Here is a 22,519-nt window from a genome sequence, read left to right on the forward strand (position 1 = left end):
AACACATGTCTGAACTTGCAGTAGAACGCGAAATCGACCGCTCGAAGATGCAGGTGAGCGACGAGGTCGCCATCGAAATCAACGGCATGAACAAGTGGTACGGGTCTTTCCACGTGCTGCGCGATATCAATCTGACCGTCAATCAGGGCGAGCGGATCGTGATCGCGGGGCCTTCCGGTTCCGGAAAATCCACCCTGATCCGCTGCCTGAACGCGCTGGAAGAACACCAGCAGGGCACGATCGTCGTGGACGGAACCGAGCTGTCGAATGACCTCAAAAACATCGACAAGATCCGGTCCGAGGTTGGCATGGTGTTTCAGCACTTCAACCTGTTCCCGCACCTGACCATTCTGGAAAACTGCACGCTGGCCCCGATCTGGGTGCGCAAAACGCCGAAGAAAGAGGCCGAAGAGCGTGCGATGCATTTCCTGGAAAAGGTGAAGATCCCGGATCAGGCGCTGAAATATCCCGGTCAGTTGTCGGGTGGCCAGCAGCAGCGTGTAGCGATCGCGCGCTCGCTCTGCATGATGCCGCGGATCATGCTGTTCGACGAACCGACCTCGGCGCTGGACCCTGAGATGATCAAAGAGGTGCTCGACACCATGATCGAACTGGCCGAAGAAGGCATGACCATGTTGTGTGTGACCCACGAGATGGGCTTTGCCCGTCAGGTCGCCAACCGCGTGATCTTTATGGATGCCGGTCAGATTGTGGAACAGAACGAACCGGAAGAGTTCTTCAACAACCCGCAGAGCGAGCGGACCAAGCTGTTCCTCAGCCAGATCCTGGGTCACTAAGGTTAGGTGCAATTACAAAGAAAGGCGGGGTCTGGCCCCGCCTTTTTCTATTCCAGCAGCTCACGCGGAATGGCAAACCCCAAAACGGATCCGCTGTGCCATCGAATTTCAGACCAATCCGATATGTCAAAGCGTAAAACAGTTGTGGCGCAGGTGGGATAGTCGCGAAATCGCGGATGATCCGGGGCCTGCTTCACAATCCGTTCAGAGAATTCCGCGATCCCGGGGTTATGGCCCAACATCAGAGCTGTCGCACCCGTCGCCTCGGACAACTGCTCAAACATTGTTTCTGCCTCCGCGTGGTACAGGGCTGGGATGAACCTTGTCCTACTTGCGCTCAACCCCATCCTCTCCCACGTTTCGCGGGTGCGTCGGGCGGTTGAGCTGAGGACTTCGTCAGGCTGCCAGTCGTTCACAGACAGCCAAACCCCCACGGCTGGCGCAGATTTTCGCCCCCGCTTGTTCAGCGGTCGGTCGTGATCAGAAAGCGTCAGGTCATCCCAGCTGGATTTGGCGTGCCGCGTCAGGATCAGGGTGTGGGTCATGACGGGTGAAAGGCCCGCATGTGGTGCGCGGATTGTTCAGGCAGCCGTCCCGACCCTACGCTGAGGGGGCAGGCGCGTCTGGCAAGGCACCCTCCGGTCATGCAAGCCTGACCTTCGATTGTTGATAGATGCGAGTGGCATGCGTCGACGTTATAGAACTCTGCCGCGTTCAATGCACCAACCGGGCAGGCAGTGGTGCAGGGCGCAGGGCATGTGGTGCAAGGGGAGACGCCAGAAACATCAGGAATCGAGAATTCACCCCGAAAGTGCAAAGCCCCCCGGAATGAGATCATCATGCCAACCGTATCATGCAACAGCGCGCCAACAGGGCTGCTGAAGGTCCGTCCCGATTTCAGGGCCCAGTCAATGAAGGGCGCATAAGGTGGTCCACCAAATGGAAAATAGGGTTGCGCGCCAAGCATTTCAGAAAGCCGGCCAATGACCCGGGTTGACCAGCGGTCCACCGGATCGCTTTGATCATCTTGCCATTCAGTCGAAGCCTTTAGAACCGGCCAGAATGCATCCGCCGCACCAAGCAAGACGAGAGTGCCGCTGTCCAATTGCTTGGACTCTACCAGCCGGGGATAGAACGCCCCCATTACGATCAGACCCTCAGCCTGTACCGCATCATCGACGCGGGCGTAAGACAAAGTGTCAGAGGCCTCTTGGATCGGTTCTGCCATTTGCCCTCCGCCCGTGATCAGGATTCAGTCCGGTCGGATCAACGATCCGGCACCGTGCTCGGTAAACAGTTCGAGCAATACGGCATTGGGCGCACGTCCGTCCAGAATGACAACGGCCCGGACGCTGCTGTGCAACGCATCCAGCGCGGTTTCGGTTTTTGGGATCATGCCGCCTGCAATCGTTCCCTCAAGTGTCATCTCTCGGATCTGCCCGGCCTTGAGCTCTGTCACAACCTCTCCGGCCGCGTTCTTGACGCCGGAAACATCGGTCAGCAGCAGCAGGCGGTCCGCCTTCAGGGCCGAGGCGATGGCCCCCGCAGCCGTGTCGCCGTTCACATTGAAGGTTTCGCCATCCCGGCCAGCACCCAACGGCGCAATTACCGGGATCACGTCATGCGAAAACAGATCATGCAGAACCTTGGGGTTCATCTCGGACGGAGAGCCGACAAATCCAAGTGACGGGTCCGTCTGGTCGCAGATCATGAGGTTGGCATCTTTGCCCGACAGGCCCACGGCTGAGCCGCCTTGTCCGTTTATGGCCTGTACGATGCGCTTGTTCACAAGCCCCGAAAGGACCATTTCAACCACTTCGACAGTGGCCTTGTCGGTGACACGCTTACCGCCGACAAATTCGGACTGAATATCTAGCTTGTCCAGCATTGCGTTGATCATTGGTCCGCCGCCATGCACGATCACAGGATTGACGCCAACCTGACGCATCAGAACGACGTCGCGCGCAAAGCTCTCCATGGCTTCGTCGCTGCCCATGGCGTGCCCGCCCAGCTTGATGACGACGATTGCACCGTCATATCGCTGCAGATAGGGCAGGGCGCTGTTGAGTGTGGCTGCGGTGGCGATCCAGTCCCGGTTCATATCTCGTGTCTTCATGGCTTAGGTCCCTCTGGCACACCGTGTTAGGGCCTTTGTGCGGTGCTGCCAAGGGCGAAGCTATTCCAGATGTGCGATGATCGAGCGCAACGTTGGAATGCCATCGCCTTTCTCGGACGAAGTCAGCACGATTTCGGGGAAAGCAGCAGGGTGTTTGGACAGGGCGCTGCGCACTTGATCCAGCACTTTCTCGCGGTCTTTGGCCTTGACCTTGTCGGCCTTTGTCAGAACGCATTGAAAGGTCACGGCGCTGGTGTCCAGCAGTTTCATGATCTCGGCATCCACGGATTTCACCCCATGGCGCGAGTCGATCAACACGAAGGCGCGGCGCAGCGTCTGGCGACCGCTCAGGTATTTTTTGAGCAGACGCTGCCATTTCTCCACGATCTTTACCGGCGCGTTGGCATAGCCATAGCCTGGCAGGTCGACCAGATAGAGCTCTGGCCCTTGCGTGAAAAAGTTGATCTCTTGCGTGCGGCCCGGCGTATTGGATGCGCGCGCCAGACCCTTGGTGCCGGTCAGCGCGTTGATCAGGCTGGATTTGCCCACGTTTGAGCGACCCGCGAAACAGACCTCCAACCGGTCCGGGGCGGGCAGGCCGTCCATGGCGACGACGCCTTTGACGAACTCTGATGGTCCGGCAAACAGTTTGCGCCCGGTCTCTGCAGCGAACGCGTCTGGTGTTTCGGCCAAAGGAAAGGGAAGCGTGGTCATAGTATCTGAACCTTGTCGCCAGTGCGAATGGTGCCCCCGTCCAGCACTTCGGCGTAAACCCCAAAATCCTGATGGGCCCAGCTGTTCAGAGCGCCCAGAGTGTCCGCGTCGCGTTCGCCCGTCTCAGGGTTGGCGGTCGTCGCCAGACAGCGCGTGATACGCTCGCGGACGCGCAGGGTTGCATCACCGATGCGGATGTCGTGGCCGATCCAGTCGAACTCTTCCCACAGCGGCAGACCGTCGAACCAGATATTGCCGCGCCAGCGGATGGTCGACAGACCACGGTTCAGCTTTTGCTCAACTGCACGGTGCGAGGCCATGTTGCACAGGCTGATCGATGGAAAATCGCTATCTGTCATACCACGCCCGGGCACGCGGATTATGCGAGCGGACGCTGCGCGATCAGCCGGCATCAACGGCTTGACCCAGTCCAGAAAGGCGTTCTGCTGCGTGTCGGGCTCAAAGCTCAGGTCAGGGCGGTCAGGATGGCGTAGTGTGACCACGTCACCATGCAATTGCGCAGAGATTGCCATCAACTGAGGGGCCTTTGCCCCGCGGCTGAAATTGTTACATGGCATCCATTCCGAGCCATCGGCCTTCGATGCCTCATGCGCAACCGCCCAAACACGATCCCCGGGCATGGTATGCCCGGGGGTCATGGTAATCTGATCAAGGCTTTCACGCCCGTGGCTTTTGATCGGGTGCCGCCACAGGGCGCTCACTGTGCCGGTCATTTGTCATCCGTCTTTGGCGTTTTCTTGAAGCCGGACTTGATGTTGCCGAATACGTCAGGCGTGTAGCCCTGGCTACGCATGATCAGGTATTGCTGGGTGAATGTGATCGTGTTGTTCGCAATCCAGTATACAACCAGACCGCTGGCGAACCCGCCCAGCATGAACATGAACACCCACGGCATCCAGGCAAAGATCATCGCCTGTGTTGCATCGGTTGGTGCCGGGTTCAGTTTTTGCTGCAGCCACATCGAGATACCGAGCAGCAGCGGCAGGATTCCGATGAAAATTAACGCCATGAAACTTTCGGGCGCGGGAGCGGCCCAGGGCAACCAACCAAAGAAGTTGAAGATCGAGGTCGGGTCCGGTGCGCTGAGGTCCTGGAACGGGCCAAACCACGGGGCCTGACGCAGCTCGATGGTGACGAAGATCACCTTGTACAACGAGAAGAAGATCGGGATCTGCATCAGGATTGGCAAACAGCCGGCGGCCGGGTTTACTTTTTCCTTCTTGTACAGCTCCATCATGCCTTGCTGCATCTTCTGACGGTCATCACCTGCGGCCTCTTTCAGGGCCTCCATCTGCGGTTGCAACTCCTTCATCTTCGCCATTGAGACATAAGATTTGAAGGCCAGCGGGAACAAGATTGCCTTGATGATCAGGGTCAGGCCAATGATGGACCAGCCCATGTTCCCAATCAGCAGATTGATGTTGTGCAGCAACCAGAAGATCGGCTTGGTGAGGAAGAAGAACCAGCCCCAGTCGATGCTGTCGATGAATTTCTGTACGCCTTCCGCCTGATATTCACGAATAGCTTCCCATTCTTTGGCACCGGCGAAAAGGCGTGTGGTCACCTCAGCGGTCCCGCCCGGAGCAACCGTAACCGTCGGCAGCACCGTCTCGGTTTGGTAGATTTTGCGACGCGAGTCATATTTTGCGGCCGCTTTGAACGTCGAGCCGGGCTCAGGAATAAGCGTGGTCATCCAGTAGTGGTCGGTGAAGCCGATCCAGCCATCTTCCTTAACCTGATACACCTCGGCCTGTGCACGTTCATTCGGATCGATATCGAAATCGCGGACATCGCCATAATCGACTTCGGACAGTGTCCCGTCGGCCATTCCGATTACACCTTCATGCAGGATGAAGAAGTTTTTCAGGCCAGGCAGATCTCCGTCCTCTCCGATGCCGTGACGGGCGAGGATGCCATAGGGGGCCATACCCACCTCGGACTGGGTCGCGTTCTCAACGGATTGGGTCACGGTGAACATGTAATCCTGATCAACCGAGATGATGCGGCGGAAGGTCAAGCCGTTGCCATTGTCCCAGGCCAGAGTGATCGGGTTGTCTAAGCCAAGCGTTTCGCCCTCTTCCAGTGTCCAGAGTGTGTTGGGACCAGGAACATCGGCTCCTGCTAGCCCGGTACCCGGAGCCCAACCATAAAGCGCATAGTAGGCAGATTCAGACCCAACCGGAGACAGCAGCTCGACAATCGGTGCGCCTTCTTCGATCGAAACTTTATAGTCTTTCAAAAACAACTCATCGATCCGACCGCCCGACAGGGACAAGCTTCCCTCAAGGCGGGGGGTATCGATGTTCACTCGGGGTGCTTGCTCTTCCGGCAGCGTTTCTTCGGCGGTCGCTGTCGCCTCACCCACGGTGCTTGTGGCGCTGGGTGTTTGTACCTCGTCACCTTCCAGGGCTGCAATTTCTGCCTGTTCCTGTGTCGTGGTTGGTTCCGGCGGAGGGAACAACACAAACCAGACCAGGATCACCAGAAAGCTGAGCGCGGTTGCGAGGATAAGATTCTTATTCTGATCGTCCATCGGGGACAGCCACCTTGAGCAGTGAAACACACCCGGTGGGTTCAACAGAGTGCAGCCCCAAAGGTCAAGCGGAATCGCCCATCAAATCACCGCAGCGCTGGATTTGGCGCACCGAAACTGCCGATTTCATCCCATTTTGCGACCGATCTTGGGCGCGCCCGCAAGCTTGGCACGATGTGCGGCGATCCAATCCAATGTCTGGTCGAACGGCATCGGCCGGGCAACCCCAAAACCTTGGACGTGATTGCTGCCCAATTGCGCCATCAACGCATGTTCGCCCGGCGTCTCAACACCTTCCGCAAGCGTTTCGAGGTTCAACCGCTCCGCCATGGTCAGAATGGCACTTACCAATTGTTGCTGACTGGGGTCTTGATCGGATTTTGCGACGAAAGTCCGGTCGATCTTGATGCGCGAGACATCAAATCGCTTGATCGATGCGATCGACGCATGCCCAGTGCCAAAGTCGTCCAGATCAATGCAGCACCCAAGGGCTGCCATACCGGTTACGTTCCGCGTGATCACGTCGTCGGGCCGCCGCGAGAACACCGTTTCCAGGATTTCGACCGCCAGCCTGTCAGGGGTCAGATCGAATTGATCCAACTCCCATTTCAACCTGTCTATCAGGCCCGGGTTGCGCAGTTCATCGGATGAGAAATTGATCCCGATCCTTGGAACAATCAATGCCGCGCGATCCCAGGCCCGCATCGCGTCGAATGCATGATGGCGCATGACCTGCCCCAATCGTTCCAACAGGTCGGCCTGCTCGGCGAAAGGCAGGAATACCTGTGGACCAAGAACGCCTTTGACCGGATGCTCCCAACGCGCTAGCGCCTCAAATCCGGTTATGTTGCCATTGTCGGTCGATATCTGGGGCTGAAACCAAGGCCGGAGTTCCCCATTGTCCAACGCAGCCTCGAACTCTTTCCTGAGGTTGGCACGGACCAATGACCGCCTTTGGGTCGCTGCTGAATAGGCGCGTATAGTTGACGGCCCACTTCTTTGCGCCTCGGAAAGAGCTGCGGTGGCAGCACCGATCCACCCAATCGCTTCGGGTTCGCGCAGGTCAGAATGCAGGCAGAAGCCAATGGAGCAGGATTGATAGACACTTGTACCATTCACGATAAGGGGTTCTTCGATGGCGCTTTGAATGCGACCTGACATCTGGATGCATGCTTCGAGGTCAAGATGCGGTGAAGGGTAAAGGCCGATGAGAAACCGGTTCTGGTCGATCTGTGCAAAAATATCCTGGCTGCGAATGACCGAAAGGATGCGATCGCTGACCTGTCGATTCACATGATTTGCGGCGGCCTGGCCGTGCAGATCCAGAAGGTCGAGATAATCATCCAGCGCAACGGCGATGCAGGCGGCGTTTTCATTGGATTTTTGAACCACGTCATTCAACATCTGCATTTCGGTTTGGAACACGTCATAAGGAACCGCGCCACTGGGACGCATTCCTGAGCTGCGCGCAGTATATGATCGACCACCCCAGATGCCCGTTGCTGCGAATACAAGTGGCAAGCCTAAGGCGGTGGCGATTAGCGCGCGTTCACCGCCCAACCAAAAGGCGGCCAAACAGGCAGCTGGTACAAAAGCCAGAATTTGCGGTCCTGAAATAAGAACACGCAGGGCATCGAGGCTTCGGTTTACAGAGAGAATTTTCCGCATCGGTATTACGGCCTTTGACTTGAGCTAGGATCGCGCAAGCCAACCGTAAGAAACCAATCTGAGTCAGGCGTTAACGTAACTTGGGAATTTCGTCCGAATTTTCGTCTTTTTGAATCGGATCAATGGAGAGATTTGCAAAATCAAAGAGTTTCGGGTCCAAAAGATGCGAAGGCCGTGCGTTGGTCAGCGCCCGAAACATCACCTGCCGCCGCCCCGGCGCGTTTGTTTCCCATTGATCAAGGATCTGCTTCACCTGCTGGCGTTGCAGGCCGTCCTGACTGCCGCAAAGGTCACAAGGAATGATGGGATAGTTCATCGCGTTGGCGAATTTCTCACAATCCGCTTCGGCGACGTGGGAGAGGGGGCGGAAAACGAACAAATCGCCTTCTTCATTCACTAGCTTCGGTGGCATCGTCGCCAGACGTCCGCCATGGAACAGGTTCATGAAAAAGGTCTCAAGGATATCATCCCGGTGATGACCCAGCACTACCGCTGAGCACCCTTCCTCGCGCGCGATGCGATAGAGGTTGCCTCGGCGCAGGCGTGAACACAGCGCGCAATATGTGCGGCCTTGCGGGACTTTGTCCATCACAACGGAATAGGTGTCCTGATATTCGATACGGTGGGGAACACCCATACGCTCAAGAAATTCAGGCAGGACCGTCGCGGGAAACCCAGGTTGCCCCTGATCCAGATTGCAGGCCAAAAGATCGACAGGCAGCAAACCACGCCATTTTAATTCGTACAGCACGGCCAGCAGAGTATAGCTGTCTTTTCCGCCCGACAGGCAGACCAGCCACCGGGGTGTGTCGCCAGTGCGGTCGACCATCCCATATTGCGCAATTGCCTCGCGCGTATGGCGCACAATGCGTTTGCGCAGCTTCTTGAACTCGGTGGTCGAAGGTGCACCGGCAAAGAGTGGATGGATATCGTCGGCTTCATCAAACATGGGCGGGGCCTATCGCAGATGGGTGAACCGGGCAAGGGTCAGGGTTTATCGTCCGGTACGGGATCATATCCGTCGCCACCCCATGGATGGCAGCGTCCGATGCGTCTGGCGGCCAGCCATGTGCCTTTGATCGGGCCATGCTTTTCCAGTGCCTCCAGCGCGTAAGCCGAACAGGTGGGTTGATAGCGGCAATTGAACCCGACCCAAGGGCTGAATATCAGCCGATAGGCTCTGATCGGCAGAGCGATAAATTTTGCGAGCAAGGTCATTTGCTACCATGCAACTTGCGCAGGGCGTAGCGCAGATCGTCTTTCAAGACATCGAAGGGCCGCGCAGCCGTCACTTCGGCGCGACCAATCAGAACGTAATCCCAACCGACTTGACCCTGACTGGGCAAAACGGCATGCGCAGCCTCACGCAGGCGGCGCTTGGCGCGATTGCGGGCCACGGCATTGCCAACTTTTTTTGAGCAGGTGAAGCCTACGCGAATACCTGTCGCTTCGTCGGGCGCGCGCTTCCGAGCCTGCACCATCATCGAGGCAGTGCCCTGTCGCTTTGCCCGCGCAGCTTTCAGAAAGTCCGAGCGATTCTGTAGAACAATCAATGTTTCACGCGCGCAAACGGACGCCGCCGGGGGCTTGACCCTCGGCTGGTTGTTACCATCCTCAGGGGCCTCCGGCGGCGTCATGTTCATTACCTGATCAGTGAGGCGGTTTACGCGCTCAGCGACTTGCGGCCACGTGCGCGGCGCGCGTTCAGGATTTTGCGGCCGGCTTTAGTGGCCATGCGCGCGCGGAAACCGTGGCGGCGTTTGCGAACCAGGTTCGAAGGCTGATAGGTGCGTTTCATCGCTCCGTCTCCAATCTATAGCGGTGGGTGCGGCGCGGATTCGCCTGGCCCGAGTGTTCGAAGCCCGTCCTCTACTGGGTCACGGGTGCTAAGTCAAACCCCTAGGTGGGGGTTTCGACGCCTTTTGCAACAATTCTGTAACCGCCACCAGCAAAAGGTTTCAAATTAAAGGTTTTGGCCCCCAATTTCTCACATTCCCGGTTGCAGACATCAACGCCCCGTGAGGTACCTGTTGTGCGGGCCTTTGGCGTCGCATGTTGTAGGCAGAATGAAACGCACCAAACCGGACAGTTTGATGAGTGATACGACTCAGACCTCGCGCAGCGGCCTTGCGCGCCACATACCTCTGCTGGTGATCCTCGCCGTCGCCGCATTGGGTTTCTTTACCTTGGGCGACTACCTGACATTTGAGACCCTGCGCAACAACCGCGAGGCGCTTTTGGCGTGGCGGGATGGAAACTACTGGGCGATGGCGGCTGCGTTCATTGGCATATACATCGTGATCGTTGCCTTTTCGTTGCCGGGTGCCGCTGTGGCTTCGATGACAGGAGGGTTTTTGTTCGGCCTCGTCGCCGGTACAGTTTTTAACGTGTTTGCAGCCACAATAGGGGCCTCGGCCATCTTTCTGGCGGCACGCTGGGGATTAGGAGAATCGCTGACGGCGCGGCTGGAATCGTCGGAAGGGACCGTCAAAAAGCTAAAGAACGGGCTGCGCGAGAATGAAATCTCGGTGCTGTTCCTTTTGCGCCTTGTCCCTGTTGTGCCATTCTTCGTGGCAAATCTGGTGCCTGCGTTGGTTGGCGTAAAGTTCCGAAACTTCCTGATCACCACGGCGCTGGGAATCATTCCGGGTGGTATTGTCTACACGTGGATCGGCGTCGGGCTAGGTGGCGTATTTGACCGGGGCGAAACGCCGGATGTGTCATTGCTATGGGAGCCATTTGTCATCGGCCCCATCATTGGTTTGTGTGTTCTGGCTGCATTGCCGATTGTCATAAATTCCATTCGTGGCCGAAAGGACACCTGATACATGCAAGAACTGAAAACCGATATCCTGGTGATCGGCGCCGGGTCGGGTGGGTTGTCTGTCGCTGCCGGAGCGAGCCAGATGGGGGCGGATGTCGTCTTGCTTGAAGGCCATAAGATGGGCGGCGACTGTCTGAACTTCGGTTGCGTTCCCTCGAAGGCTCTGATCGCCAGTGGCAAGGCAGCCTATGGACAGGCCCACAGTTCTGCCTTTGGCGTCACGGATGTCGCGCCTCAGATCGACTACGCCGCTGCCAAGGATCACGTTCATGGAGTGATCGCGCAAATTGAACCTATGGACAGTCAGGAGCGATTCGAAGGTTTCGGCGTTAAGGTCATCCGAGAATACGGTAGCTTTGTCTCGCCTACGCAGGTGCAGGCAGGTGAGCAACTGATCACCGCACGGCGTGTGGTGATTGCGACCGGCTCGTCCCCACTGGTACCGCCATTGCCGGGTCTGGATCAGGTGCCGTATTACACCAACGAGACCATATTCGATCTGCGCGACAAGCCTGCGCATCTGCTGATTATCGGCGGAGGCCCGATTGGCATGGAGATGGCACAGGCACATATCCGTTTGGGCTGCGAAGTGACCGTGATCGAAGGGATGAAGGCGCTGGGCAAGGACGACCCCGAAGCTGCCTCAGTCGTATTGGAAAGCTTGAAGGCTGAAGGCGTTGCGATCCATGAAAGCGCGATGGTTGCTCAGATCCGTGACAATGCGGGTGCCGTTGAGGTGGTCACCGAGAATGGGGAAATCTACGCGGGATCACATCTTTTGTTGGCGGTAGGGCGAAAGGCCAATGTCGATCGTTTGAACCTTGGGGCAGCAGGGATCGAGCGTACGCCTACTGGCATCAATGTCGATCAGTCGCTTCGGACATCTAACCGCAAGGTTTACGCAATAGGGGATGTGGCAGGCGGGCTGCAATTCACCCACGTGGCTGGGTATCACGCCGGAGTCATTATCCGTTCCGCTCTGTTTGGACTGCCTTCCAAAGCGAAAACGGCGCATATTCCCTGGGCCACTTACACCGATCCCGAACTGGCGCAGGTCGGACTGACCGAGGCGCAGGCGCGTCATCAGCATGGTGACGCGATGGAGATCGCCCGGTTCGACTACCACCACAATGACCGCGCTATTTCCGAACGGAAGACGAAGGGATTCATTAAGGTGATGGTCGTAAAAGGCCGACCGGTTGGCGTGACAATCGTAGGGCATCAGGCCGGAGAATTGATCAACTTGTGGTCACTGGCCTTGGCCAATAACCTTAAAATGGGTCAGATCGCCGCGATGGTTTCGCCCTATCCGACGATCGGAGAGCTTAACAAACGCGTGGCGGGCGCTTATTTCTCGCCAAGGCTGTTTGAGAATCAAGCGGTTAAACGAGTGGTCAGGTTCGTCCAGCGCTGGATCCCCTGACGCAAGAAGGAGCGCAAAGTGAATTCGCTGTCGGGCCGATTTCTGATCCTGACGACGGTCTTCGTTATGTTGGCCGAGATATTGATCTTTGTGCCTTCGATCGCGCGGTTTCGCGAAGATTTTTTGCTGAATCGGTTAGAGCGCGCGCAGATCGCCTCACTCGCATTGCTGGCAGATGACATGCTGGCCGACGAGCTTGAGGCTGAGCTGCTGGCGAATGCTGGTGTTTATAACGTCGTGCTACGCCGTGACGAGGTACGCCAGTTGATGCTGTCCTCTCCGATCCCTGACCAGATTACCAAGACCTATGACCTGCGCAATGCCAGCGCTTGGGTTCTGATCCGCGACGCCACCCAGCGCTTCTTTACGCCTGAGAACGAGGTCATCCGCGTCATTGGTGCCCCGGTGAAGGATGCAGGCCTATTGATCGAAGTCACCATGGACAGCGACCCGTTGCGCATGGCGATGACGGATTACGGGCTGCGTATTTTGGGCTTATCTTTCTTCATTTCAATCATCACTGCGTCTTTGCTCTTTCTTGCTGTGCGCATTGTATTGGTGCGCCCGATCAAAGGCGTCGTCGGATATATGCAGCGCTATGCCAGTGCGCCCGAAGATGCGCGCGGTATTATTTCCCCCAACTCGCGGGTCACGGAATTACGCGAAGCTGAAGAAGCCTTGCAGATGTTGCAAACCGATTTGACGCAAGCCCTGAAACAACGCGAACGTCTGGCGCAATTGGGCGGGGCAGTCGCCAAGGTTAGCCACGATTTGCGCAACATTCTGACGTCGGCGCAATTGTTCACTGATCGCATTGAATCGAGCGATGATCCACTGGTTGCACGCATGGCACCAAAACTGGTGAATTCGATCACTCGGGCCGTTTCCTTATGTGAAAGCACCTTGGCCTTCGGGCGGGCGGAGGAGCCCGCTCCGACGCTCACGATGGTACGGCTGCGAGACATCGCCGCTGACGTCGTGTCCAGCGAACGCCTCGCTATCGCCAATGCTTGCGTCGAAATCGTGAACGACGTTCCTGAGGAACTGATCGTCCGTGCTGATCCCGAACAGATCTTCAGGGTCATCATGAACCTCGTGCGCAACGCCAGACAGGCGCTTTTGGCCTCAGGCAAGCCAGGTCGCGTGAGTGTCACGGCATCCGAGCAAGATTCAGATTGGTGTATTGAAATAAGCGACACAGGCCCGGGCCTACCACCCAAAGCCCAAGAGAATCTGTTTACCCCGTTTCAAGGCGGGGTACGCAAAGGAGGTTCTGGTCTCGGGCTTGCAATTTCGCAAGAGCTGGTACGCGGTCACGGAGGAGACCTGTTCTTGAAAGAGACCGGCCCTGAGGGAACCACCTTTGAAATAAGGCTCCCGCGTGGTGAAATGAATTTTTGAAGTTTTTTTGAAGAATCGGCTTGCGCCCCCTCTGCCTCAGGTCTAAATACCGCCTCACCAACGCGGACCGATAGCTCAGCTGGATAGAGTACTTGACTACGAATCAAGGGGTCGGGGGTTCGAATCCTCCTCGGTCCGCCATTTTCCATTTGTCAGGCGACACATAGTTCTGCCACCTGCGACAGAACCTTGCCATTTTCGCCTCACTTCCTTCATCAAGCACCTAGAGCGATTTCAATGCTACTGACTTCCCTGTTGGGAAATTCAGGACTGATTTGCAGATCAGACGCCGAAGGCGCCTTTTCCTGCTGATCTGCCACGTGGCGAACGCGGATGGGGGCGAGGCAATGCTATTCGACAATAGTGGTGCGGCCCGCAGGCCCAACCGAGGACACGGTGTTGTCTAATAGGGTTGCCCGAGGGGGAAGGCAGCGTCTTACCCCTCATGGCCAGGGGCGATTGGCTTGTCCAAATCCCGCGGCCCCAAAACAAGTGCGGCGGTGCAGGTCGGGCCGGTACTTTTTGCGCCAGAACGCGATGTTATTCTAATGAATCGGGCGGAAACCGGTCATTAGCTGCAGCCGCGACAATAAATTACACAAATGAGTGAAAGCGGACACGAGTCGCTTTTTGGCAATACCTTCGTTTCAATCTATCCCGAGAAAGCCCGGGAAAAGAAGCGCAAGGTTGTGCTTGTAGCGATGGCTTTTTACGTGGATGACAGCGTCTGGTACCGCGTGAACTGCTGGAAGAGGTCGGCCTGACGCCCGATGACAATCCGCGTGTTCAATTGTCGAATGAGTTGGAAGCACCGTTCTAACCCACGCTCTCGTCGTGCTCGTTGCCGTCGCCCAGGTCGATGTGCCTTGAGTTCGACGCGGCGAAGAGGGGTTTGATCTAGTTTGACGAGTTCTTCGATAAAGCCAACAGGTAGTCCGCATCAGAAGCCTGCGGAACGTGAACATAGATGCCGTTAGGTTCCTGATTTTCCAGTAGAACTCCAAAGCGAAGCAGCCATCTCTCTAAGTGTCTGTTAGTGAATAGAATTTCCTCAAAGTCGTTCCATTCCTGAATGTTGAGAAAAAATGCTTCAAGGTCTTTCTCAAAGAGTCTGTGCCAAGACATCATCTCCATATCTTCAAGTGTCGTTCGCAAAAAGTCTGGCAATTCTCGTGGCTGCTCAAGGGAATGGTACATTCCAATCAAACGAGCGGATGATCTCAAAACCAATCTCAAGGCTCGGAGCGAGTAGTTTATGAAACGGTCTAGTTCACCGGTTTCCCTGTAGGCTCGCCTTCTGGCTACAATCTGCTCGTAGGCCATATTGATTTGATCGTTCAACAGAGTTTCAGCGTGGTCAAAGTCAGAATACTCCGTTGCACAAACTCTAGCGCTAAAATAGCTGTCAAATACGGCATTTGCAGATTGATACAGAATTTGCTCAATCGCGTTGTTTAGGCGAGAGAACATCTGTTCTGGAAACTTTCGAAGCGTCAAGTGCTGTAAGTATGTACTAGCAAGTTGATCGTTAAGCATTTCCAATGCTGGAGCGCGTTCTTTTGGGTCTTCCTCCATCAATTGAATGGCGAGAAAGTCCCGAAACACAAATTGGGTCTTTATTACGCCGTCGCGATGAACATTTATTGGCATTGCTACGCCAAGGCCAAATTCGCTTGGCGTCGTTTCTAAAGGGGGAGCTTCAAATCCGCGATCAATACCATTCAAAGCATCTTCGTAGTTACAAGCGAACGTAAAGCCTTCAATTCGATGAAAAGCTTCGCTGGGAAGTAGCTTAATTATTTCCTGCTGGATTTTCTCAACTAACGCATTGGCGAATTCTTCGTCTCCAAAACCTTGCAATGACAAACTGAACGATAGTGTCTCGTCGTTTTTGGGAGCAACATTGTTCGCCGCCCCGGATATTTCTGGAATACCTTTGTGGACCTGCGGAAGAAGTTCTTGTGCTGCCTTTGCTAGGCCTTCGTCGATTAGGTCAGAAATCTTCCCGCGAAGTTGGTCCCCTAGCGTTGCTTGGCGAAAAGCAAGTTCGTCATGCCGCTCAGAAGACAGAAAAAAGTCTAAGCAGACTGAGGACGCAGCTTGGTTGTAGCCAGTGGGTTCAAATTCTACATTTTCATTCTCGGTGCCTACCAAAAGCCTATCTGGTGTAAGTGGGAAGACAACAAACCCAGGCCTCTTTCCACTTAGAAACAGCGGTTGCCATCCGTCTTTTTCGTCGAGCGAAATGCAAACGCAATCAGGTAAAATTGCTGGGCTGTCGCTGTGTTCGACTACTCGCCACTCCAACTTATTGAGCTTCTTAATTACGCCCTCAGGCGCTAACGACTCAGAGAGAGCATTTACATGTGCTGCACGTGCTAACTCTTTCGGGTTGAACATGAACTGCTCAATGTACGGCAACAGTGATGCTTTGGCATCTTCGAGCATACGCGTGCCATTCTCTCGGAGTTCGAAATATAGCGCGCGACCTATCGTTTCAACGCTAACTCCAGTAAAGGTGTCGATGCCGTTTTTCACGATCCCATCATGTATGAGCGCTTCTATTCTTGGAGGAACTTTAGTAGCGTGTAAGCTCTCGACATCGATGAGTTCCTTTGGCTGATCAACCAGCCTCTTGATGAACTCTGCCATGCTTTTTGCGCCTTCCACGATGAAGGTTCTTGTATGTGCAGATCGGATAGACAGATGGGCCGCAACTTCCGCCACAGTATCAGCATCCGCAAGCTGCCCCACGGACAGATTCCGCAGCTCGTCAACAAGCGCAAAAACATGGTGTTCGTAGTCAGTTATAAGATCATCGAGCGTAGGGATTCCGTCCGCTGACGGTTTCGAATAGAAGTGGTGTTGTTTCGCCGCATCTTTCCGTCCCACGGGGACGGGTTTCTCCTGATCCCTCCGATACATCCAAAGCTTGTCAGAGCCATCTGAAATGACGAACGGCTTCTGAAAATGCTGTGGAATGAAGTGTTGCCCAGGACCTGCCATTGCTTCCTACCTTGGTTATCACTTTTCGTAATGCTGTATGCGTTTAAGCTTTTTCTTTTGGTGTTAAGTGGCGGTTGGGACCTTCCGGGGCAACAATTCCTCCGGTTTGATGTTAAACTATGCCCAGCCGCAAAGTTTGTACGCTACTGAACTTCGTCATAGTTAAATTCCAAGTCAGCTATGATTTCTGTAGGTTCGTATGGAGCGCGGCGGTTCGTACGGCCCGTTTCCGAGATGAGGTGAAGATTTTTCCGGGCACGTGAGCAAATTACGTAAACAAGTTTTTTTGCGCTGTCTGTGCTTTGATCGGCAAAATGAGGCACCATTCCTTGGAGTAAGGCGAACGCTATGACGACGTCGAATTCTGCTCCTTTGACATTGTGAATGGTTGAGATCGTAATTCCAGAGCGACTCGCAAAGACACGACGAAACATTGCAATGTTGGATATTCCTTGGACACCGTCCGCTTCAAGTCGCTCTATTCGAGCAGTAGCGTCAGCAAAAAATGCACTATGGTGATCCAGTAAGGCGGGATGATCCGGAAGATCGATCTCTAGTTGGTAAAACAGTTCATCAAAATATGTGTGGAGATAGGCAACACCATCTTCTTCGCTTATCTTGATTTCGTTGCTGAGGCGAAGAAGCCTTTTGCGCGACATGTTTCTAACATGCGCTCCAACAGTTTCGAGTTCATTCAGAATCTCGCCAGCCCAACGCAAACGTCGAATGTACAGTTGGGGAGCAGGTTCGGTTAACGCTAGCCGCGCAAGCTTATAAAAGAAATTATCTACGTTTCTTCCGAACGGTGCCATGCCGGGGCCATCAAAACTGTACTCTGGTAAAACAGACATTAGGCGTCGGGTGATTGAGGCGAGTGGTATCCACTGTGGCCCGACGATACAGATTTCATGCGGTTCTATCCCGACCACATCAATGTTGTAGCGAAGCAAACGAACAAGCTCATCTTCGATTTCTTTGTGGTTGATTGATCGGTTATAGGAAATGAAACTTGGAAATTCACGGTGCTTTCCTGCAGCATCGACTTTAGTGGAGGCGACTTGAAATCCCGAAAAGTAATCTACGATTTTGCTGGACGAGCGATAATTGGTAGTCAGGTTTTTTTCCGTGAAGTGAGATTGACATAGTTCAGAAAGCTGTTCGACCGAAATTGCATATCCACCGAGGGACCCGAAGATCGCCTGATTAGCGTCACCGACAACAAATGCATTGGTTCCACCGCCGCTAGCTCTCATTATTTGGGCGACAATATTGTATTGGATTTCCTTAGTGTCTTGGTACTCGTCTACTAGGACGTAGCGGAAAATCTGACCGAGCAAAGTCGCGATCGACGGCACAGAAACAACAAGGTCATAGGCGTATTTCAGTATCATTTCGAAGTCGATTTGGCGGTTCGCCTCTAGGTCGGACCAAAATCGTTCAAGGACACTTGTTATTGAAACTCTTAAGCGTTCACGATTCTCGCGTAGTTCGAAGCCCTTACTCGTGAAATTGTATCCACACTCAAATGGACGAACCCGGGGTCTGGATGTCTTGCAGTGTTCAGCCAGCTTTTGTTCAGCTTCGTGTGCGTCAATGACACGGAAACCATTCTTTAGTGCTTCATGATAAACACCGTAAGGCCGCAATATCCATTCTAGGCAGAAACCATGAATGGTACCGATCCACAGCTGGGAGGTATCCACACCCATAGATTCGATCCTCTCCTTTATTTCATCTGCTGCCCTGTGAGTGTATGTAATAGCAACGACACGTTGCTTGTTGTTTGCAAGTTGCGTCAACTCAAGTGCGGCTTTGTAGGTAAGTGCGCGGGTTTTGCCGCTACCGGGGCAGGCCGTTAGGAAAACATTTCCCTGCGTTGTAATTGCGTCGACCTGTTCTTGGTTTAGGTCGTCTCGTTGCCAGACAAAACTCATAAGGCATGAGCCAAAACTCGACCAATTTGGTCGGTCGGGAATTTCTCGGCAAACTCCGAGAGTAAATCCGAAAAGTCTATTATCTCGCTTCGGTATAGACTTACGCTATCCCTTATTGTTGCGGCATCCTCAGCGGCGCAGTTCCCTTTGCTTTCAAGGCACCTGAGACGGTAAAGTAGAATATTCGCTAGCACAGACGCGGCTGGACTGTGGGTAGTAAACAAGGCCTGAGCAATGTAGTCTGGCAACTCAGTATCGGGGTCAATTTCTTTTGCCAACTGAATGGCGAACCAACCTTTGCCAGCGCCCTTTGATAAAGTGAGTGCCCTCGTACCGAATTTGGCAATGTCGCCTGACTTCAGTTCTTCTTTGGCCAAAGTAATTGTAGCGGGGTTGGAATATAACTCCGACAGCGTTGCTACCACGTAGTTTTGATTGCCCGCCGCAACAAAATCGACTTCGAAAGTGTGGGGTGCGTAGTGCACCGAGACCCACGGGTTGTCCTCAACAAATGCGTCCAACCGACTTTGGCGTAACAAACCTGCCTGCTGTGATCCCAGTGCTTTGGCCTTTGCCTTTTGCTTGCTTTCGTTATCAAGGGGGTCAGGGGTTGTGTCTATAAATGCCGTGTCTAGGTCAGTAATAATCGCACATCGCTTACGCACACGATCATCGTCAAAAACAATAGCGACGTTCTCAAAACCTGTGCTTCCAATATTGATAAGGCTTATCCCCAACTCATCGAGGCTAACGCCTAGAACCTCTTGGATGAGAGATGGCAGAAGTATTTCTTCTGCATCGCCTTCAACGAGCATCACGCTCTTGGCAAAAAGTAGATTGCTCCGCACTGCATCAAGATAGCGTTGAAGGCCACGGATTTGCTTAGGGGGCAAATTTGCAGCTGGCTGATAGGCTTCGCAGCGCCCGCCCGTCCGAGCAAGAACATTTACGTTTTCGATATTGCTCACTTCCGAGATATGGGAGGAATGAGTCGAATAAATGACTTGAGTATCAGGGTAGTTTAGTCGGTCGAACAGAGTCTTCTGGATATGAGTATGAATGTGTGCTTCCGGCTCTTCAATAACAAGAAAGTTAGCGCATACTTGCTTGTCCTTTTGGTACCGAAATTGGAGCAATTTTAGAGTGAGGTAGATTAGGTTGGCTCCACCAAGGCTTAGTTCGTGGATTGCGCCCTCATAGCCATCATCGGATTCTCCAACGAATAAGCGGAGCGACTGAAATAGTTTCTCAGCTTCCGGTGGAACGCCAGAACGAATCCAAAGCCCAGCTGGCGCATACGTTTCTCCGGCGGCGTCGCGAATTGTCTGACGGATATCACGGCGCATCGTTCCGACGTCTGGCAAGCTTTCAATCGCCGAATTCAAGCCGTTAACGAGACTCGTGATCGGTTCAAGCGAAGCGGGATCCACATCTCCGCTTTTGCCGCGGAGCAAACTGAGTAAGGGGTTCGTACGATTGTTCTGAAAGTCGGTCACAACGTCTCGGAGAGCTTGAACAAAAGCAAACGAGATTTCCTTTGCTACTGATAGAACTTTGGGGATGCGGGCACCGATGCTGGACGGCTCCAATTCATTTGGAAACTGAACTGTCTCGAAATCTCCCACGATTGCTCGGTACTGCACGGGGTTAGAGAAATCAGCGGTGCTCCTACCGGTGAAAACTACTTCATAGTCGTCAACGGTGATTCCATTACGCACTGCGGTCAGACCTTCGTGATCCCCCTCAGTAAGTTCTGATAGTGCTAGCCGAGTGGCAGTGTTTGGTCGAAAAATTAGGTTGTAAGTGGCTCGATCGACTTGGTTACCAGCCGCATTGCCAGCTCCATGCAGAAATAGAGCTTGGATGGCTTCATCCGGAGACACTTCATCAAACTCTAAACTGATGACAATCCAGTGGCCACGCCAGTCGTCTAGCCCTCGGTGGAAGTCATTTTCGTCCAGACGGTGGGCCATACGAAGCATATCATCGTCAAGAAGTAGCCGCATCGCGCGAAATAGGTTCGTTTTTCCCGAACCATTTTCGCCAATGATCGTGTTTGTGCCCTTTTTGAAGGGGACGTTTACGCTAGCGAAGTTACGGTAGTTAACGAGTTGTAGTCTTGAAATGTGCATAAAGCTTCGGTCGTTTCTGCCTAGGAAATTCAATGAGGTATCAGTCGAATTCGACGTACAGGAGAGTAGTGTCTCCCCAACTCTCGTCGACCGCAAGCAGATATCACTCTTCTGAACTGCGTCATATTCGATCGCGCCCTCAGTAACTTCCCAGTTTGAACGTCTATCTAGATGTGTGTCGATGGACGATCTGACCATGCAGTTGGGTGTTTGTCAGAATTCCACGGGAAAATCGGGTTCAAATTTTTCTGAGAGCAGCGACGTCAGGCATAGCTGATTTGTGAAATCCTTGTAAAGCTCAGCGCCCACAGCAACTAACGCTTAGCCATCAAGCGGTTAGCGTCTAGCCCTAGGTATTTGTAATCAGTAGATTAGTGGTTCAGCTCCCGTAGGTTACCCTCCATATCACTGATTTCGAGAAGCCCGACCACCTCAAGTTCGCGAAGATGCGCTTCAATTGCGACGAGCTACTAGCCAGTCCAATCGCGCGTAACCAGTCAGACAGGAGGAACTCGTTTGACCTATAGGTTGGGGCGCGTAACAGCAGCCTGAGCAAAGCCAACGCCCGGGGTTTGTCGGACAGAGCTTCAAGTTGATTTGATGAATTTCGCAGCATGCTCTCAGAATGACCGTTCGCAACTTGTTTTGACGCCCTCAAGTAGACTTCGGAAGTCTGCTTTGACGGGGCGCACGGCAGCATGATCACACGTCGGCCAATGTCCGCAACGGGGTCGTGCCGTGACTTATCTAGGTTTGCCAGAATGCCCCTGGGGCGCATACGAAAAACCTACGGTGGCCGTGATGATTTTGAGAGTTTTCTCGGTCGACCTTTGTAACCCACGATCAGCTTTTCATCCTCGAGCAGACGTAGCGCCGTTTCCCAGTGGATTTTGAGTTTTCGCGCCACCCTGTTGATTACTGGGGTCTCTGTCCAGATGCGGCGCAACTTGTGTTTTGGCACTTTGGGTCTGCGAACCCCACGCTGTACCTCAAAGCCTCGTTCCCTAAAGAGTTTGGACAGTGTTGCAGGTTTGATCCCGTTTGCGTTGGCAATATCTGAGCAGGTTTTGCCCCTTTTATATTGCCTATATAGGCGTTGAACATAATCGACGCCAAGCAAGTCCAGGAGCCGTCGCACAACCAATGGGCTAACTCCAAGCCGCTCAGCAAAGTCTTTATGGGTTTTACTTTGTTTAAGCAAAGCGAGGAGCTTGCGGCGCAGGTACGGTTGCCACGCATTTGGCGTTTCTCTCAAGAAAATAGTCGGAACTCTGCCGCACTTTATTTCGACTACTGTGTTCAAGCCTTACCCAGTTCCTTCAACGTCAGATACCTCAATTTGCGTCACTTGACGCAAAGCCGTCGGCGTTTCAGCAGCTTAGCTGATTGTCTTCCGACATAGCATTGATACTTTGAGGCATGAATATGTAACCTATTGCTAATAAATAATAAAAATGACACCTGCATAGTCATTTGCTAGGTTTCTGTAACCGGAATCAGTCGGAGCCTTTGACATGACAGCGAATTTGAGTGTCGATCTCGCCAAACATGAGCAGATCAAATGTGACCTTCGGCTTAAGGGCAGTTCACTGGCTAAGCTGAGCCGAGACATCGGTCGTTCCATCAGCTCAGTGTCTACTGTGTCACAAGGATACAGGCGCTCCGACTATGTTCAGAAAGCCATAGCAGAGAAGCTTGGGACCACTCCCGAGGCTCTGTGGCCGGAACGTTATGGATAACGGAGGTGCCCAAAGATGAGCTAGTAACAATTTCATAGGAAGAAAAGAAAAAGGCCTCGCAAGCCACTACACCGCGAGACCCTTTATTCTGTATCGATAGCTTACCGATACACCTTCTTCCCCCGCCATGATCGCAAAGTCAACTGTTTCGTCGTCGCTTTGGGCGATGAGGTGGCTTGGCTTTGCCCAAGGAACACCAAAAGAAGGTGGA

Annotated in this window: 20 protein-coding genes and 1 tRNA gene; 6 read left to right on the forward strand and 15 right to left on the reverse strand. The window is 53.9% G+C overall.

Going from position 1 to position 22,519, the window contains the following annotated elements:
• Positions 1-5 precede the first annotated feature (5 nt).
• The gene (locus tag ACR0NN_RS16620) at positions 6-797 is read left to right on the forward strand and encodes an amino acid ABC transporter ATP-binding protein (RefSeq protein ID WP_269149813.1); all 792 of its coding nucleotides are present in this window, start codon (positions 6-8) and stop codon (positions 795-797) included.
• 47 nt (positions 798-844) lie between these two features.
• Here ACR0NN_RS16620 and ACR0NN_RS16625 read toward each other — a convergent pair whose 3' ends face one another.
• The 11 genes from ACR0NN_RS16625 to rpmH all read right to left on the reverse strand — a co-directional run bounded on the left by ACR0NN_RS16625 (position 845) and on the right by rpmH (position 9,647).
• A complete protein-coding gene (locus ACR0NN_RS16625; RefSeq protein ID WP_170727733.1) occupies positions 845-1,342 on the reverse strand; it encodes a histidine phosphatase family protein in 498 nt (165 codons plus the stop codon).
• Entirely contained in the window at positions 1,339-2,025 is a 687-nt protein-coding gene (locus ACR0NN_RS16630) for a ferredoxin (protein ID WP_170727737.1), read from the reverse strand. Before ACR0NN_RS16630 ends, ACR0NN_RS16625 begins: the two co-directional genes overlap by 4 nt.
• Before the next feature lie 24 nt (positions 2,026-2,049).
• Entirely contained in the window at positions 2,050-2,913 is an 864-nt protein-coding gene (gene argB, locus ACR0NN_RS16635) for an acetylglutamate kinase (protein ID WP_170727739.1), read from the reverse strand.
• A gap of 60 nt (positions 2,914-2,973) precedes the next feature.
• Positions 2,974-3,627 carry a ribosome biogenesis GTP-binding protein YihA/YsxC gene (gene yihA, locus ACR0NN_RS16640; RefSeq protein ID WP_170727743.1) on the reverse strand — a complete coding sequence of 218 codons (654 nt, stop codon included), beginning with the start codon at positions 3,625-3,627 and terminating at the stop codon, positions 2,974-2,976.
• Entirely contained in the window at positions 3,624-4,361 is a 738-nt protein-coding gene (locus ACR0NN_RS16645) for an MOSC domain-containing protein (protein WP_170727746.1), read from the reverse strand. The genes yihA and ACR0NN_RS16645 overlap by 4 nt, the downstream gene beginning before the upstream one ends.
• The gene (gene yidC, locus ACR0NN_RS16650; protein ID WP_170727750.1) at positions 4,358-6,181 is read right to left on the reverse strand and encodes a membrane protein insertase YidC; all 1,824 of its coding nucleotides are present in this window, start codon (positions 6,179-6,181) and stop codon (positions 4,358-4,360) included. Before yidC ends, ACR0NN_RS16645 begins: the two co-directional genes overlap by 4 nt.
• A 126-nt stretch (positions 6,182-6,307) precedes the next feature.
• On the reverse strand, positions 6,308-7,849 hold the full coding sequence (locus tag ACR0NN_RS16655) for a GGDEF domain-containing phosphodiesterase (protein WP_170727753.1): 1,542 nt from the start codon (positions 7,847-7,849) through the stop codon (positions 6,308-6,310).
• Positions 7,850-7,919: 70 nt separating this feature from the next.
• Positions 7,920-8,798: a tRNA 2-thiocytidine(32) synthetase TtcA gene (gene ttcA / locus ACR0NN_RS16660; RefSeq protein ID WP_170727755.1), complete on the reverse strand. Its 879-nt coding sequence runs from the start codon at positions 8,796-8,798 to the stop codon at positions 7,920-7,922.
• Between the two features lie 38 nt (positions 8,799-8,836).
• Positions 8,837-9,067: a membrane protein insertion efficiency factor YidD gene (gene yidD, locus ACR0NN_RS16665; protein WP_170727757.1), complete on the reverse strand. Its 231-nt coding sequence runs from the start codon at positions 9,065-9,067 to the stop codon at positions 8,837-8,839.
• Positions 9,064-9,486: a ribonuclease P protein component gene (rnpA, locus tag ACR0NN_RS16670; RefSeq protein ID WP_170727760.1), complete on the reverse strand. Its 423-nt coding sequence runs from the start codon at positions 9,484-9,486 to the stop codon at positions 9,064-9,066. Before rnpA ends, yidD begins: the two co-directional genes overlap by 4 nt.
• A 26-nt stretch (positions 9,487-9,512) precedes the next feature.
• Positions 9,513-9,647, reverse strand: coding sequence for a 50S ribosomal protein L34 (rpmH, locus tag ACR0NN_RS16675; protein ID WP_005980833.1), 135 nt, complete (start codon positions 9,645-9,647; stop codon positions 9,513-9,515).
• A gap of 295 nt (positions 9,648-9,942) precedes the next feature.
• Here rpmH and ACR0NN_RS16680 point away from each other — a divergent pair, with 295 nt between their 5' ends.
• The 4 genes from ACR0NN_RS16680 to ACR0NN_RS16695 all read left to right on the forward strand — a co-directional run bounded on the left by ACR0NN_RS16680 (position 9,943) and on the right by ACR0NN_RS16695 (position 13,638).
• Positions 9,943-10,674 carry a TVP38/TMEM64 family protein gene (locus ACR0NN_RS16680; protein WP_170727762.1) on the forward strand — a complete coding sequence of 244 codons (732 nt, stop codon included), beginning with the start codon at positions 9,943-9,945 and terminating at the stop codon, positions 10,672-10,674.
• Positions 10,675-10,677: 3 nt separating this feature from the next.
• Positions 10,678-12,096, forward strand: a complete 1,419-nt coding sequence (locus ACR0NN_RS16685; protein WP_170727766.1) for an FAD-dependent oxidoreductase — start codon at positions 10,678-10,680, stop codon at positions 12,094-12,096.
• Between the two features lie 18 nt (positions 12,097-12,114).
• Positions 12,115-13,497, forward strand: a complete 1,383-nt coding sequence (locus tag ACR0NN_RS16690; RefSeq protein WP_480685134.1) for a sensor histidine kinase — start codon at positions 12,115-12,117, stop codon at positions 13,495-13,497.
• 64 nt (positions 13,498-13,561) lie between these two features.
• Positions 13,562-13,638 (forward strand) — tRNA-Arg (locus ACR0NN_RS16695).
• 756 nt (positions 13,639-14,394) lie between these two features.
• Here the strand turns inward: ACR0NN_RS16695 and ACR0NN_RS16700 are convergent.
• The 4 genes from ACR0NN_RS16700 to ACR0NN_RS16715 all read right to left on the reverse strand — a co-directional run bounded on the left by ACR0NN_RS16700 (position 14,395) and on the right by ACR0NN_RS16715 (position 21,872).
• Positions 14,395-16,503, reverse strand: a complete 2,109-nt coding sequence (locus tag ACR0NN_RS16700; protein ID WP_480685136.1) for a DUF4238 domain-containing protein — start codon at positions 16,501-16,503, stop codon at positions 14,395-14,397.
• Between the two features lie 143 nt (positions 16,504-16,646).
• On the reverse strand, positions 16,647-18,437 hold the full coding sequence (locus ACR0NN_RS16705; protein ID WP_480685138.1) for a UvrD-helicase domain-containing protein: 1,791 nt from the start codon (positions 18,435-18,437) through the stop codon (positions 16,647-16,649).
• A complete protein-coding gene (locus ACR0NN_RS16710) occupies positions 18,434-20,569 on the reverse strand; it encodes an ATP-dependent nuclease (protein ID WP_480685140.1) in 2,136 nt (711 codons plus the stop codon). Before ACR0NN_RS16710 ends, ACR0NN_RS16705 begins: the two co-directional genes overlap by 4 nt.
• A gap of 787 nt (positions 20,570-21,356) precedes the next feature.
• Positions 21,357-21,872, reverse strand: coding sequence for a hypothetical protein (locus tag ACR0NN_RS16715; RefSeq protein ID WP_480685142.1), 516 nt, complete (start codon positions 21,870-21,872; stop codon positions 21,357-21,359).
• A gap of 211 nt (positions 21,873-22,083) precedes the next feature.
• Between ACR0NN_RS16715 and ACR0NN_RS16720 the strand changes: the two genes are divergently transcribed.
• Complete coding sequence (locus tag ACR0NN_RS16720; protein WP_480685143.1) at positions 22,084-22,308, forward strand: helix-turn-helix domain-containing protein; 225 nt, start codon at positions 22,084-22,086, stop codon at positions 22,306-22,308.
• Positions 22,309-22,519 lie beyond the last annotated feature (211 nt).

It is taken from the genome of Ruegeria sp. BA2 (assembly GCF_056539605.1).